This window comes from Pseudomonas sp. NY8896, assembly GCF_039634505.1.
In genome coordinates this window covers 2,605,039-2,619,669 of sequence record NZ_CP132350.1, presented here as the reverse complement: position 1 = coordinate 2,619,669, position 14,631 = coordinate 2,605,039, and the positions used below count along the sequence as shown (strand labels likewise).

10 protein-coding genes are annotated in these 14,631 nt (G+C 63.0%); 9 read left to right on the top strand and 1 reads right to left on the bottom strand.

Going from position 1 to position 14,631, the window contains the following annotated elements; all coding sequences use genetic code 11:
- Positions 1 to 3: 3 nt before the first annotated feature.
- The 9 genes from Q9451_RS11730 to Q9451_RS11690 all read left to right on the top strand — a co-directional run bounded on the left by Q9451_RS11730 (position 4) and on the right by Q9451_RS11690 (position 13,343).
- The gene (locus Q9451_RS11730; protein ID WP_012273312.1) at positions 4 to 1,434 is read left to right on the top strand and encodes a lytic transglycosylase domain-containing protein; all 1,431 of its coding nucleotides are present in this window, start codon (positions 4 to 6) and stop codon (positions 1,432 to 1,434) included.
- Between the two features lie 267 nt (positions 1,435 to 1,701).
- Positions 1,702 to 3,531: an extracellular solute-binding protein gene (locus tag Q9451_RS11725; RefSeq protein WP_209976227.1), complete on the top strand. Its 1,830-nt coding sequence runs from the start codon at positions 1,702 to 1,704 to the stop codon at positions 3,529 to 3,531.
- On the top strand, positions 3,528 to 5,363 hold the full coding sequence (locus tag Q9451_RS11720; RefSeq protein WP_012273314.1) for an extracellular solute-binding protein: 1,836 nt from the start codon (positions 3,528 to 3,530) through the stop codon (positions 5,361 to 5,363). The genes Q9451_RS11725 and Q9451_RS11720 overlap by 4 nt, the downstream gene beginning before the upstream one ends.
- Position 5,364: 1 nt before the next feature.
- Positions 5,365 to 6,438 carry a microcin C ABC transporter permease YejB gene (locus tag Q9451_RS11715; RefSeq protein WP_012273315.1) on the top strand — a complete coding sequence of 358 codons (1,074 nt, stop codon included), beginning with the start codon at positions 5,365 to 5,367 and terminating at the stop codon, positions 6,436 to 6,438.
- A 1-nt stretch (position 6,439) separates the two neighbouring features.
- The gene (locus tag Q9451_RS11710) at positions 6,440 to 7,459 is read left to right on the top strand and encodes an ABC transporter permease (RefSeq protein ID WP_012273316.1); all 1,020 of its coding nucleotides are present in this window, start codon (positions 6,440 to 6,442) and stop codon (positions 7,457 to 7,459) included.
- Between the two features lies 1 nt (position 7,460).
- Positions 7,461 to 9,068, top strand: a complete 1,608-nt coding sequence (locus Q9451_RS11705) for an ABC transporter ATP-binding protein (RefSeq protein ID WP_012273317.1) — start codon at positions 7,461 to 7,463, stop codon at positions 9,066 to 9,068.
- A gap of 2 nt (positions 9,069 to 9,070) precedes the next feature.
- Positions 9,071 to 9,640, top strand: a complete 570-nt coding sequence (locus tag Q9451_RS11700) for a helix-turn-helix transcriptional regulator (RefSeq protein ID WP_345960927.1) — start codon at positions 9,071 to 9,073, stop codon at positions 9,638 to 9,640.
- Between the two features lie 64 nt (positions 9,641 to 9,704).
- The gene (locus Q9451_RS11695; protein ID WP_012273319.1) at positions 9,705 to 10,271 is read left to right on the top strand and encodes an HD domain-containing protein; all 567 of its coding nucleotides are present in this window, start codon (positions 9,705 to 9,707) and stop codon (positions 10,269 to 10,271) included.
- 141 nt (positions 10,272 to 10,412) lie between these two features.
- Positions 10,413 to 13,343: an aminotransferase gene (locus tag Q9451_RS11690; RefSeq protein ID WP_012273320.1), complete on the top strand. Its 2,931-nt coding sequence runs from the start codon at positions 10,413 to 10,415 to the stop codon at positions 13,341 to 13,343.
- 3 nt (positions 13,344 to 13,346) lie between these two features.
- Here Q9451_RS11690 and Q9451_RS11685 read toward each other — a convergent pair whose 3' ends face one another.
- Complete coding sequence (locus Q9451_RS11685; protein ID WP_012273321.1) at positions 13,347 to 14,582, bottom strand: NAD(P)/FAD-dependent oxidoreductase; 1,236 nt, start codon at positions 14,580 to 14,582, stop codon at positions 13,347 to 13,349.
- Positions 14,583 to 14,631: the final 49 nt, after the last annotated feature.

Here is a 14,631-nt window from a genome sequence, read left to right as displayed (position 1 = left end):
CCGATGTCTTCCCGTAGCCGCAGAACCTCTCATTCCGTCGCCCTGACGCGCCTGGCCCAAATCAGTGCGCTGGCCCTGGCCGCCACCTTGGTGGGCTGCCAGAGCACCCGTCAGCTCGACGAATCCGAAAGCGTTCGCGCGCACAACTACCAGGCGCGGATCAAGCACAAACCTTCACCGCTGCTGGCCAAGCCGGCCGAGCAGGCACCACAGGATGTCTGGGAGCGCATGCGCCAGGGCTTTGCCCTGCAGGACAGCATCGACGTCAACCCGCGCATCGAACAACAGCGCCTGTGGTTCGCCAGCAACCCGACCTTCATCGAAAGCGCTGGCGAGCGTGGCAGCCTCTACCTGCATTACATCGTCGAGCGTCTTGAAGAACGCGACATGCCGCTGGAGCTGGCCCTGCTCCCCGCCATTGAAAGCGCCTACAACCCGATGGCCTACTCACGCGCCAGTGCTGCCGGCATGTGGCAGTTCATGCCAGCCACAGGCCGTCACTTCAACCTGCGCCAGACCAACTTCTACGATGGCCGCCGCGACATCACCGCGTCGACCAACGCTGCGCTGGATTACCTGACCCGCCTGCACGATATGTTCAACGGTGACTGGCTGCTGGCCCTGGCCGCCTACAACGCCGGAGAAGGCACGGTCAGCCGCGCCATGGAACGCAACGAACGGCTCGGGCTGCCAACCGACTACTGGAACCTGCCGCTGCCACAGGAAACCCGCGACTACGTACCCAAGTTGCTGGCCCTGTCGCAGGTGGTGCTCACGCCTGAAGCCTACGGCGTGAACCTGAACCCGATCGCCAACGAGCCCTATTTCGAAGCGGTGGCCATCAACGACCGCCTCGACCTGTCGCGGGTGGCGGCATTTGCCAACATCGACGAAGACGAGTTGATCCAACTCAACCCAGCCTTCAAGAAACGCATGACCGTGGACGGCCCGCAGCAGTTGCTGGTACCGACCGCCAAGGCGCAATTGCTGAGCGACAGCCTGTCCAACCTCAAGCCAGAACAGCTGGTCAGCCTGCAACCGAACAAGGCCGTGTTCGCCCGCGCCGTGGCCGAAGCCAAGGCACCGGTGGCCGCGCGCAGCTACCGGGTCAAACGCGGCGACAACCTGGGCGCCATCGCCAAGGCCAACCGTGTTTCGGTCAATGACATCAAACGCTGGAACCGTCTGTCCGGCAACAACCTGCGTGCCGGCCAGGTGCTGGCACTTCGCGGTGGCAGCGGACCGAGCGCCGCCGGCAACCGGGTAGCGGCGTCCGGCAAGCGCTCCACCCAGTACAAGGTACGCAAGGGCGACTCGCTGTACCTGGTGGCCAAGCGCTTCAACGTGGAAATGCAGCACCTCAAACGCTGGAACCCACGCAGCGGCCACGCCCTCAAGCCGGGCCAAACCCTGACCGTCTACCTCTCGCATTGATATAACGCTCAGGGCCATTGCGCGGCCCTGTGGGGCGGCCTTGTGTCGCGACAGGGCTGCGAAGCAGCCCCGGCAATGCAAGCTGCGAAGCTGAGACCCTGGGGCCGCTAAGCGCCCCTTTCGCGACAAAAGGCCGCTCCCACAGGTACCACGCCGCTCACGCCGACCTGTACCACCAACCCCTCCCTCAAAACCTCTCTTTTTCCAACCCCACCAAGCTGTTACTGTACCCGATCAAAGCCCAACGCCTCTGGATCGGATGCCGACTTGATACGTCCCCTCCTGCTATCACTCAGCCTGGCCTTGAGCTTTCCCGCAGCCGCGATGGTGAGCGAAAGCCACGGATACGCGCAGTTCGGCACGCTCAAGTACCCAGCCACCTTCACCCACTTCGACTGGGTCAACCCGCAAGCGCCCAAGGGCGGCACCTTGCGGGCCATGGCTTTTGGCACCTTCGATACCCTCAACCCCTACACCTTCAAGGGGTCGAGCCCTATAACCACGCCCAATTTCCAGCAGTACGGCATCAGCGAGCTAAACGAGCCGCTAATGGTCGGCACCGGCCTGTACGACCCGTCCGGTGACGAGCCCACCTCCAGTTATGGCCTGATCGCCCGCTCGGTGGAGTACAGCGAGGACCGCAGCTGGGTGGTGTTCAACCTGCGCCCGGAAGCCCGCTGGCATGACGGCCAGCCGATAACCTCGGCCGACGTGGCCTTCTCCTACCGCACGCTGCTCAAGGACGGCCACCCGATCTACCGCACCAACCTGCAGGAAGTACAACGGGTGGACATCCTGGGCCCGCTGCGCATCCGCTTCGTGTTCAAACGCGCCGGCAACCCGCTGCTGATCCTGCGCCTGGGCGAAATGCCGGTGCTGCCCAAGCACTATTGGCAAAAGCGCGACTTCAAGGCCACCACCTTCGAGCCCCCCCTGGGCAGCGGCCCCTACCGCATCACCCAGGTACAACCCGGGCGCCGGCTGGTGTTCGAACGGGTGAAGAACTACTGGGGCAAGGACCTGGCGGTCAACCGTGGCAAGTACAATTTCAAGCGGGTGGAATACGAGTTCTACCGCGACGCCACCGTGGCCTTCGAAGCGTTCAAGGCTGGTGAATTCGACATCTACATCGAGCACCAGGCAAAAAACTGGGCCAACGGTTACAACTTCCCTGCCGTGCGCCGTGGCGAGGTGATCAAGGCACAAATCCCGCACAGCATCCCCACGCAAACCCAGGGCCTGTTCATGAACAGCCGCCGGGCCACATTCAGCGACCCGCGGGTACGCCAGGCGTTGGGGCTGATGCTCGACTTCGAATGGACCAACCGCGCACTGTTCAGCAGCGCCTACCGCCGCTCAACCAGCTACTACCCCAACAGCGAATTCGCCGCCAGCGGCCTGCCCACCGGCAAAGAGTGGCTGCTGCTGGCGCCATTCCGGGACCAGTTGCCCGCCAAACTGTTCAGCGAACCCTACAAGGTCAGCCACACCGATGGCCGTGGCATCAGCCGCCAGACCCTACGCCAGGCCCTGGGCCTGCTCGCCGAGGCCGGCTGGAAGCTGAACGGCCAGCGCCTGGTCGACAGCAAAGGCCAGCAACTGCGCATGGAGCTGCTGCTGGTAAACCCCAACCTTGAACGCATCCTGCAACCTTATGTCGAAAATCTGTCCAGCATCGGCATCGATGCGCGCTTGCGCACCGTGGACCGTGCCCAGTACAAACAACGCCTGGACCAGTTCGATTTCGACATGATTCTGATGACCCTGAACCAAACCCTGAGCCCCGGCCTCGAACAATGGCTGTACTTCCATTCCAGCCAGGCCGCGACCAAGGGCAGCAAGAACTATGCTGGGGTCAAGGACCCGGTGGTCGACCACCTGCTCGACACCTTGCTCGCCGCCCGCACCCGCGATGACCAGGTCGCCGCCGCCCGTGCCCTGGACCGCGTGCTCTCATGGCAGTACTACATGATCCCCAACTGGTACCTCGACAATCACCGCCTGGCCTACCGCAACCGGTTCGCCTTCGTCACCACGCCGCCCTACACCCTTGGGCTGAACAGCTGGTGGATCAAGACTTCGGAGAAAGCCCAATGACGCCAACGCACCGTCTGCGCCGGCTGGCAGGCAGCCTGTTGCTCGCCTGCCTGAGCCTTCCCGCCCTGGCCGCACCGCAACACGCGCTTACCTTGTACGATGAGCCACCCAAGTACCCCGCCAACTTCAAGCACTTCGACTACGTCAACCCGGACGCGCCCAAGGGCGGCACCTTCCGCCAGTCCAGCTTTGGCGGCTTCGACAGCCTCAACCCGTTCATCAACAAAGGCGTGGCAGCCGAGAACATCGGTAGCATCTACGACACCCTGATGCGCCAGAGCCAGGATGAGCCGTTCACCGAGTACGGCCTGGTCGCCGGCAAGATCGAAAAGGCCCCGGACAACAGCTGGGTGCGCTTCTACCTGCGCCCCGAAGCACGCTTCCATGACGGCCACCCGATGCGCGCCGACGACGTGGTGTTCACCTTCAACGCCCTGATCAAGGACGGCGCACCACTGTACCGGCAGTACTACGCCGACGTTGCCGAAGTGGTCGCCGAGGACCCGCTGAAGGTGCTGTTCAAGTTCAAGCACACCAACAACCGCGAGCTGCCGTTGATTCTCGGCCAGTTGCCAGTACTGCCCAAACACTGGTACGAAAACCGCGAGTTCAACCGCGGCAACCTGGAGATCCCGCTGGGTAGCGGCCCGTACAAGGTCGCCGAGGTCAAAGCCGGGCGCTCGGTGCGCTACGAGCGGGTCAAGGACTACTGGGCCAAAGACCTGCCGATCAACCGTGGCTTCTATAATTTCGATGTCATGACCTTCGACTCTTACCGGGACACCACTGTCGCCCTGGAAGCACTCAAGGCCGGCGCGTTCGACTATGCCCTGGAAGTCAGCGCCAAGAACTGGGCCACCGCCTACAACGTGCCCGCCGTGCGCGACGGCCGTCTGATCAAGGAAGAACTGCCCAACGGCAACCCCACCGGCATGCAGGGTTTCATCTTCAATATCCGCCGCCCGGTGTTCCAGGATGTGCGTGTGCGCCAGGCACTGAGCCTGCTGCTGGACTACGAATGGACCAACAAGCAGCTGTTCAACGGCGCCTACACCCGCACCGGCAGCTACTTCGACAATTCGGAAATGGCCGCCCACGGCCTACCCAGCCCCAGCGAATTGAAAATCCTCGAACCATTGCGCGGCAAAGTACCCGAACAGGTATTTACCGAGGCCTTCCACAACCCGGTCAGCGACGGCAGCGGCATGATCCGCGAGCAGCAGCGCCAGGCCTACAAGCTGCTACAGGAAGCCGGCTGGAAAATCGTCGACGACAAGATGGTCGACGCCCAAGGCAAGCCGGTAAGCATCGAGTTTCTATTGGCGCAGACCGAGTTCGAGCGCATCCTGCTGCCGTTCAAGCGCAACCTCGCCGACCTCGGTATCGAGCTGAACATCCGCCGGGTCGATGTTTCGCAATACATTACCCGCCTGCGATCTCGGGACTACGACATGATCGTCGGCGGCTACCCGCAATCCAACTCGCCGGGCAATGAACAACGCGAGTTCTGGTCAAGTGCCGCCGCCGACAACCCCGGCAGCCGCAACTTCATCGGCCTGCGCGACCCGGCCATCGACCAGTTGGTGGAACAGCTGATCAACGCCGACTCGCGCCAGAGCCTGGTCGACCACTGCCGCGCCCTCGACCGTGTGTTGCTGTGGGGCTACTACGTGATACCCAACTGGCATATCAAAACCTGGCGCGTGGCCTACTGGAACCACATCGGCCATCCGAAAGTGTCGCCCAAGTACGACATCGGCATCGATACCTGGTGGATCAAGCCCGGGGTAACCCCGGCGGTCAGCGAAGCCCCTGCGGACGAGGCCAACTAAGATGCTGGCCTACATCCTGCGCCGCCTGCTGCTGATCATCCCGACCCTATTCGGCATCCTCATCATCAACTTCATCATCGTTCAGGCCGCCCCCGGCGGCCCGGTCGAGCAGATGATCGCCAAGCTCGAAGGCTTCGAAGGCGCGACCAGCCGCATCGCCGGTGGCGGCGCCGAGGTTTCCGTGGCCGGTTCCAACTACCGCGGTGCACAGGGCCTGGACCCGGCGCTGATCGCTGAAATCGAGCGCATGTACGGCTTCGACAAGTCGCCGCCCGAGCGCCTGTGGATCATGATCAAGAACTACGCCCAGCTCGACTTTGGCGACAGCTTCTTCCGCGATGCCAAGGTCATCGACCTGATCATCGAGAAGATGCCAGTGTCGATCTCGCTAGGGCTGTGGAGCACGCTGATCATGTACCTGGTGTCGATCCCGCTGGGCATCGCCAAGGCGGTGCGCCATGGCAGCCACTTCGACGTGTGGACCAGTTCGGCGATTATCGTCGGCTACGCCATCCCGGCGTTCCTGTTCGCTATCCTGCTGATCGTGCTGTTTGCCGGCGGCAGCTACTTCGACTGGTTCCCGCTGCGTGGCCTCACCTCCAACAACTTCGATGAGCTGAGTACCACCGGTAAAGTACTGGATTACTTCTGGCACCTGGTGTTGCCGATCACCGCGCTGGTCATTGGCAACTTCGCCACCATGACCCTGCTGACCAAGAACAGCTTCCTCGACGAAATCAACAAACAATACGTGGTCACCGCCAAGGCCAAAGGCTTGAACCGGTCACGGGTGCTGTACGGCCACGTGTTCCGCAACGCCATGCTGTTGGTGATCGCCGGTTTCCCCTCGGCGTTCATCGGCATCTTCTTCACCGGCTCCTTGCTGATCGAGGTGATCTTCAGCCTTGACGGCCTGGGCCTGATGAGTTTCGAGGCGGCCATCAACCGCGACTACCCGGTGGTCTTCGGCACCCTGTTCATCTTCACCCTGCTGGGGCTGGTGGTGAAACTGATCGGCGACCTGACCTACACCCTGGTCGACCCACGCATCGACTTCGCCAGCCGGGAGCACTGACATGGCCTTGTCCCCCCTCAACCGCCGGCGCTTCGAGCGCTTCAAGGCCAACCGCCGTGGCTGGTGGTCGCTGTGGCTGTTCCTGGTCCTGTTCGGCCTGAGCCTGGGCGCCGAGCTGATCGCCAACGACAAACCAGTTGCCGTGCGCTACGACGGCGAATGGTATTTCCCGGCATTCAAGCGCTACCCGGAAACCACCTTCGGCGGCGAATTCCCGCTGGAAGCCAACTACAAGAGCCCCTACATCCGCGAACTGTTGGCCAAGAAAGACAGCTTCGTGCTGTGGGCACCCATCCCGTTCAGCTACCAAAGCATCAACTACGACCTGCGCGTACCTGCCCCGGCGCCGCCCTCGGCGGACAACTGGCTGGGCACCGACGACCAGGGCCGCGACGTGCTGGCACGGGTGATCTACGGCTTCCGCATTTCGGTACTGTTCGCCCTCACCCTGACCGTGGCCAGCTCCATCGTCGGCGTCATCGCCGGCGCCTTGCAAGGCTTCTATGGCGGCTGGGTCGACCTGGCCGGGCAGCGCTTCCTGGAAGTCTGGTCGGGCCTGCCGGTGCTGTACCTGCTGATCATCCTGGCCAGCTTCGTGCAACCAAACTTCTGGTGGCTGCTGGGCATCATGCTGCTGTTTTCGTGGATGAGCCTGGTGGACGTGGTACGCGCCGAGTTCCTGCGCGGGCGCAACCTGGAATACGTACGCGCCGCCCGCGCGCTAGGCATGCGCAACGGCGCGATCATGTACCGGCACATCCTGCCCAATGCCATGATCTCGACCATGACCTTCATGCCGTTCATTCTCACCGGCGCCATCGGCACCCTCACCGCCCTGGATTTCCTCGGCTTCGGCCTGCCCGCGGGCTCGCCCTCGCTGGGCGAGCTGGTGGCCCAGGGCAAATCCAACCTGCAGGCCCCATGGTTGGGCATCAGCGCCTTTGCCGTGCTGGCGTTGATGCTGAGCCTACTGGTGTTCATTGGTGAATCCGCCCGCGATGCCTTCGACCCGAGGAAGTGACATGAGTGAACAGAACCTGATCGAAGTGCGCGATCTGGCGGTGGAGTTTGTCACCGGCGACCAGGTCAACCGGGTGGTGGACGGCATCAGCTTCGACATCCGCAAGGGCGAGACACTGGCCCTGGTGGGCGAGAGTGGCTCGGGCAAATCGGTCACCGCGCACTCGATCCTGCGCCTGCTGCCCTACCCGCTGGCCCGTCACCCCAGCGGCAGCATCCGCTACGAGGGCAAGGACCTGCTGCAGCAAAACGAGAAGACCCTGCAGCGCATTCGCGGCAACCGCATTGCGATGATCTTCCAAGAGCCGATGACCTCGCTGAACCCGCTGCATTGCATCGAGAAGCAGATCAACGAAATCCTCCTGCTGCACAAGGGCCTGACCGGCAAGGAAGCGACTGCCCGCACCCTGGAGCTGCTGGAGCTGGTCGGCATCCCCGAGCCGCGCAAGCGCCTCAAGGCCCTGCCCCACGAACTGTCTGGCGGGCAGCGCCAGCGAGTGATGATTGCCATGGCGTTGGCCAACGAGCCAGAGCTGCTGATTGCCGACGAACCGACCACGGCGCTGGATGTGACCGTGCAGTTGAAGATTCTCGACCTGCTCAAGGAACTGCAGGCACGCCTGGGCATGGCGCTGCTACTGATCAGCCATGACCTGAACCTGGTACGCCGCATCGCCCACCGCGTGTGCGTGATGCAGCGCGGGCAGATCGTGGAACAGGCTGAATGCGCCACACTGTTCAGCGCCCCGCAGCACCACTACACGCAGATGCTGATCAATGCCGAGCCCAGCGGGCTGCCAGCGCACAACCCGGTCGGGGCGCCGCTGCTGGAGGTGGATGACCTCAAGGTATGGTTCCCGATCAAAAAGGGCTTTTTGCGGCGTACGGTCGACCATGTGAAGGCGGTGGACGGGGTCAACTTCAGCTTGCCGCAGGGGCAGACACTGGGCATTGTCGGCGAGTCCGGGTCGGGCAAGTCCACGTTGGGCCTGGCGATCTTGCGGCTGATTTCCAGCCAGGGCGGCATTCGCTTCCATGGGCAGAACCTCGAAGGGCTGAACCAGAAAGCCGTGCGCCCGCTGCGGCGTGAGATGCAGGTGGTGTTCCAGGACCCATTCGGCAGCCTTAGCCCGCGCATGTGCGTGGCGGACATTGTCGGTGAAGGGCTGCGCATTCACGGTATTGGCAACGCGCAGGAACAGGAAACGGCGATTATTGCGGCGCTGGAGGAAGTGGGGCTAGACCCAAGGACTCGGCATCGCTACCCGCATGAGTTTTCCGGTGGGCAGCGCCAGCGTATTGCCATTGCCCGGGCGCTGGTGTTGAAGCCGGCGCTGATTCTGCTGGATGAGCCTACCTCCGCGCTGGACCGCACGGTGCAGCGGCAGGTGGTGGAGCTACTACGCAATCTGCAGCAGAAGTACAACCTGACGTACCTGTTCATCAGCCATGACCTGGCGGTGGTGAAGGCGCTGAGCCACCAGTTGATGGTGATCAAACATGGGCATGTTGTTGAACAAGGTGATGCGCAGGCGATATTCCATGCGCCGCAACATCCGTATACGCGGCAGCTGCTGGAAGCGGCGTTCCTGGAGGTTGAGGCTTCGTAGCAATGAATACCTCACCTTCACTTCGCAGCCCCCCCATCGGCCCCCTGCTAAAGCACTGGCGCCTGTTGAACCGGGTCAAACAGCTGCACGCCGCGCAGATGTTCGGGGTGTGCCAGTCGACCGTTTCTCGCTGGGAGTCAGGTGCGCAAGACGCCGAGCCCGAGCAGCGGGCGCGTATCGAAGCCTTGCTCAAAGCCAAGCTCAGCAGCGCCGCGGATCACGCGTTGGCGCGCCTTGTGTCGGGCAGCTCGCAACCGGTGCACTTGGTGTGCGACCTTACCCACCGCCTGCTGGCCTGCTCGCCTTCCCGCGAAGCTGAGTTCAGTGTGCCCATCAGTGATTTGCTGGGTGTCTCGCTGTGGCCATTCGCGACAGAGGAAATCGCCAGCCAGGAACAGCGCTTGGCAGGCATCGGCTGGCACGACAACCAGGCCTCGCCGGCGCTGGAGTTCACCACCGGCACGAACGGTTCTTCGCTGGTGCCCATCCAGCACAGCCTGTGCCGTTGGACCCGGTTCACCCTGTCGGATGGCTCAACTGCCAGGCTGGTCGAAACCCTCGCGCATATTTAATGCGTGGACGCAGGCCTGCGGTGAGCCGAAGATTCACCTCTGTATCAGCAAGAGGTCACCCGCCGTGCCAAACCACAATCTTGATGGAAAACTCGACTTCCTGCGCCAAGCCGAAAAGCTCAAGAGCGTGACACGCAGCGCCCACACCTCGACAGGCCGGCGTGAAAGCACCGCCGAGCACAGTTGGCGGCTGGCGTTGCTGGCGCTGGTGTTCGAACAAGAACTGGGTGATGTCGATATCTGCAAGGTGCTCAAGCTATGCCTGGTCCATGACCTTGGGGAAGCGCTGAGTGGTGATGTACCTGCGCCGCAAGCGCATGCGGTTCCAGACAAAGGGACGAATGAGCGGCAGGACCTGGTTGCCATGACCTCAATGCTGGAACCCTCGATGCAGGACAGCATCGTTGGCTTGTTCGATGAGTACGAAGCGGCCAGTACGCCAGAGGCCAAAGTGGTCAAGGCCTTGGACAAAATCGAGACCCTGCTGCAACACACCCAAGGCGATAACCCGCCCGGTTTCGACTATGCGTTCAATCTTGAGTATGGCCGACGCTATACCGATGCCATACCGTTCCTGGCCTCGCTGAGGCGAGTAATCGATGAGGAAACACGCAAACGCCTGAATAGCTGACGTGTTGGCGGGGCCGGACTTAAGGCGCGTCACTGGCTGAGCCCCAATTGTCAGAAATTCTGAAAACAATCGTCTTCCATCGTCAGCCGAATCGGGCATAAATTCTCCACCGTCAACCCCCAGCAGCAACGGTAGAGCCTAATGTCCAGCCCACAGCACCCGCCCGCCTCCCCTGCCCTGGCCACGCTGATCCAGCGTTCTGGCCTGCCCAGCCCTTCGCTCAGCGAAACCCAGGCACACGCCGTGCTACAGAAGCACTATGGCATTGCCGGCAACCTGACCGCGCTAGGCAGCCAGCAAGACCTGAATTTCCGCGTGACCACGCCACAAGGCGGCTTTGTACTCAAGGCTTGCCATGGCAGCTACGCGCAACTGGAGCTGGAGGCGCAGCACGCCGCCCTGGCCTTCCTGCGCAATCAGGGCTTGCCGGTGCCGGCCGTACGCCCAGCCCTCGATGACCAGGGGTTGCTGACACTGGACTTGGACGGGCAACCACTGCGCATACGCCTGCTCGAGTACATCGAAGGTCAGCCGCTGACCCGCCTCAAGCACATGGCGCCACGTCTGATGGCTGAACTGGGCGGGCTTTGCGCGAAGCTGGACAAGGCCTTGGTCGACTTCGACCACCCCGGCCTTGCACGCACACTGCAATGGGACCCGCAACATGCCCAGGCGCTGATCCAGCACCTGTTGCCCGTGCTGCAGAATACCGAGCAACGCGCCCGCATCGAACAGGCTACCCAGCTGGCAGCCGAGCATCTGGCGCCCCTGGTCAATCAACTGCCAAGCCAGGCCGTGCACCTGGACATCACCGACGACAACACCGTGTGGGCCCGCGATGGCGAACGCCAGTGGCAGTTGCAAGGGGTGATCGACTTCGGCGACCTGCTGCACACCTGGCGCATCGCCGACCTGTCGGTGACTTGCGCGGCGCTGCTGCACCACGCCGGAGGCGACCCGCTGCGGATCCTGCCGGCAATCAGTGCCTACCAGGCGCTCAACCCACTGACCGAAGCCGAAGTACGTGCCCTCTGGCCACTGGTGCTCAATCGCGCCGCAGTGCTGGTGCTGAGCAGCGCGCAACAACTTGCCGTGGACCCGGGCAACCAATACACCCGCGACAACGTCGCCCATGAATGGGAAATCTTCGACACCGCCACCGCTGTGCCTTTCGCGCTGATGGAAGCCGCTATCCTGCAGGCTGCGGGCCTGCAACCCAAGGCGCCGGACTTGAGCGGTTGCGCCCCCTTGCTCCCCGAACTGGCCGGGCAGGCTGTAACACGGGTAGACCTGGGGGTGCTCAGCACATATTGCGAGGCCGGAAACTGGGAGCAACCCGGTTTCGACCAGCACCTGCTGACGTTGCAGGCCGCTCCGGCCTGCAGCCTGCACGGGCAATATCGCCTTTCGCAAACCCATATTGATCGCCCTGAAGAGCCCGCCACCTGCGCCCTCGGCGTTGAGCTGCACGTGGCCAACGGCTCCCAGGTGCAGGCGCCGGAAACCGGCATCTGGCAGCGCCATGGCGACGGCCGTGGCTGCCTGCGCACCACGCACTGGGCTTTGTGGCTGCAGGGCCTGGAGGACGCTCCGGCAGACGGCCAGGCCGTAGAAAAAGGCCAGTCCCTGGGCCGCAGTTGTGGCTTCCTCAGCGTGCAGTTGTGCCTGGACAACGGCGTCCAGCCGTCGTTCTTCGCCACGCCGTCCCAAGCTGCTGCCTGGCTGGCCCTGTGCCCCTCGCCAGCCGCGCTGCTAGGCTTCGATTGCGATGCCGATCCGCTGCCCGACCCACAAGCACTATTGGCCCGCCGCGATGCCAGCTTCGCCCGCTCGCAGAAGCACTACTACGCGCAACCTCCACACATCGAGCGCGGCTGGCGCAACTACTTGATCGACATGCAGGGCCGCTCGTACCTGGACATGCTCAACAATGTCGCGGTACTGGGCCACGGCCACCCGCGCATGGCCGCCGAGTCGGCGCGGCAGTGGTCGCTGCTGAACACCAACTCACGCTTCCACTACGCGGCGATCACCGAATTCTCCGAACGCCTGCTGGACCTGGCCCCCGACGGTTTCGACAGGGTCTTCATGGTCAACAGCGGCACCGAAGCCAACGACCTGGCGATTCGCCTGGCCTGGGCCTACAGCGGCGGGCGTGACCTGCTCAGCGTACTGGAGGCCTACCACGGCTGGTCGGTGGCCACCGATGCCATTTCCACCTCCATCGCCGACAACCCGCAAGCCCTGGAAACCCGCCCGGACTGGGTACACCCGGTCGAGGCGCCGAACACGTTCCGGGGGCGTTTCCGCGGTGCCGACAGCGCCGCCGACTACCTGCAGGACGTCGACGCCAAGCTGGCTGCCCTGGACGCCCGAGGCCGCCAGTTGGCGGGTATCATCTGCGAACCGGTGTACGGCAATGCCGGCGGCATCTCGTTGCCCGCAGGCTACCTGCGCGACGCCTATGCCAAGGTCCGCGCCCGAGGTGGCGTGTGCATCGCCGACGAAGTGCAGGTGGGCTATGGCCGCCTGGGCGAGTACTTCTGGGGGTTCGAAGAACAAGGCGTGGTGCCCGACATCATTACCATGGCCAAGGGCATGGGCAACGGCCAGCCGCTGGGCGTGGTCATCACCCGCCGTGAAATCGCCGAGGCGCTGGAGGCCGAGGGTTACTTCTTCTCCTCGGCCGGTGGCAGCCCGGTCAGCTGCCGCATCGGCATGGCGGTACTGGACGTGATGCAGGAGGAAGGCCTGTGGGACAACGCCCGCGACACCGGGCGCTACTTCAAGGCCCGTCTGCAGGCCCTGGTCGACAAGTACCCGCTGGCCGGCGCGGCACATGGCTCGGGTTTTTACCTGGGACTGGAGCTGGTGCGCGACCGCGCAACCCTGGAACCGGCCACCGAAGAAACCATGACGCTGTGCAATCGGCTGCGTGACCTTGGCATCTTCATGCAACCGACCGGCGACTACCTGAACATTCTCAAGATCAAGCCACCGATGTGCACCAGCCGAGCGAGTGTGGACTACTTTGTCGACTGCATCGACAGGGTGCTGGGCGAAGGGCTGTAAGTATCAAGGCGTGGACCGAATCGCCGCGGCCCACGCCTGCAACGCCTCAGTTGCTGCAATGGCAATCTGCTCATCAGTACGCCCACTGAACTGCCGCTCGATCGCATCGGCGGCAATCAGCCCGGCAATGGCAGGCTTGCCCACGGCATCGGTCAGGTCAAGCCATTCGCCCCAGCTGGCAGGTACGTCGTACCAGCGCAGGTAGCCGGAGGGTGAGCATGGCCACCAGCGCTCTTCGAACTGCAAAATCACCTTTTCCAGCATGCCCATCCCCAGATGAGCCAGCGCTTGTCGCTGAGTTACAGGTAGCGCGGGAATGAAATGCAACGCTTTCAATACCCCTACAGGGACTGTGCAAATGCAGAAATCGCATACCTCATCGTTCACCTTGACGCGCGCGCTCGACCAGTCTATCTGCGTGACCGGCGTGTTCAGACGGATATCCAGATCCTTCGCCAGCAAGTCGACAAGCTCGCTGTAACCACCTGGCAGCATCCAATCGCCATGCCCGACACCCTCCTCGTCCAGGGCACTGACCGACAGTTGCTCCACGGGCAAACATGCTTCCAGTACAAGGTTGGCGTCGATGGCGAACTGAGCGGCGCGCGCGTGCACAGGGTCGAGTGTGGCCATGTAGCGGTTGATCGCCTCAGACAAAGGCAGTCGCCGGTCAAGCTGCTGAGTCAAGGCGTCCCAGGCCGCGTCGACATCCGGCAACTCTCCACCGCTTGCTGCTGCAAGCGGGAAACTGAAGTCGGTCTCGACACAAGCCAACCCATGTTGCTGCGCAACGGCGGCCAATGGATTCTCGGCGAAATGCTGAAGCCATGCCGCACCTTCATCCGCTTTCACGCCGCCCAACTCGACCGTGTGCGTGCGCCCACCTGTTCGCCCACGTGCCTCCAGCACCGTGCAATCGATACTCCACGCCCGCAAGCGTTGCGCGGCGGCCAGGCCTGCACAGCCCGCACCAATCACGATCACCTTGCGCGCGCCGGCCCTCAAGGCTGCCTCGGCGGCACGCAGCCCATCATCCCAAGCGCCATGTGTCATCGCCGGCGCAGTGGCGTTACAGGCTTCTCCGGCAATGACCAAGCGCTCGTTCAGCACTTGGCCCAAGGCACTCCGATGCTGCGGCGTCCCCCCAGGCAACAGCGCACTGTAGGCACCGAGGCTGAACGGGTCTGTACTCCAGTGAGTGACATGCCAAGCGGTTGGTCTGTGCACGCGCTTCTCCATGAGGGGACTGTCCTGAATGTGCATTAATGTTCATAATTTCTAGCAATAA

Bases quoted from the DNA above. Each gene is read 5' to 3' on its own strand.
- Q9451_RS11710 (WP_012273316.1), top strand. From the start codon at position 6,440: ATGGCCTTGTCCCCCCTCAACCGCCGGCGCTTCGAGCGCTTCAAGGCC.
- Q9451_RS11730 (WP_012273312.1), top strand. From the start codon at position 4: ATGTCTTCCCGTAGCCGCAGAACCTCTCATTCCGTCGCCCTGACGCGC.
- Q9451_RS11685 (WP_012273321.1), bottom strand. From the start codon at position 14,582: ATGGAGAAGCGCGTGCACAGACCAACCGCTTGGCATGTCACTCACTGG.
- Q9451_RS11720 (WP_012273314.1), top strand. From the start codon at position 3,528: ATGACGCCAACGCACCGTCTGCGCCGGCTGGCAGGCAGCCTGTTGCTC.
- Q9451_RS11715 (WP_012273315.1), top strand. From the start codon at position 5,365: ATGCTGGCCTACATCCTGCGCCGCCTGCTGCTGATCATCCCGACCCTA.
- Q9451_RS11690 (WP_012273320.1), top strand. From the start codon at position 10,413: ATGTCCAGCCCACAGCACCCGCCCGCCTCCCCTGCCCTGGCCACGCTG.
- Q9451_RS11705 (WP_012273317.1), top strand. From the start codon at position 7,461: ATGAGTGAACAGAACCTGATCGAAGTGCGCGATCTGGCGGTGGAGTTT.
- Q9451_RS11700 (WP_345960927.1), top strand. From the start codon at position 9,071: ATGAATACCTCACCTTCACTTCGCAGCCCCCCCATCGGCCCCCTGCTA.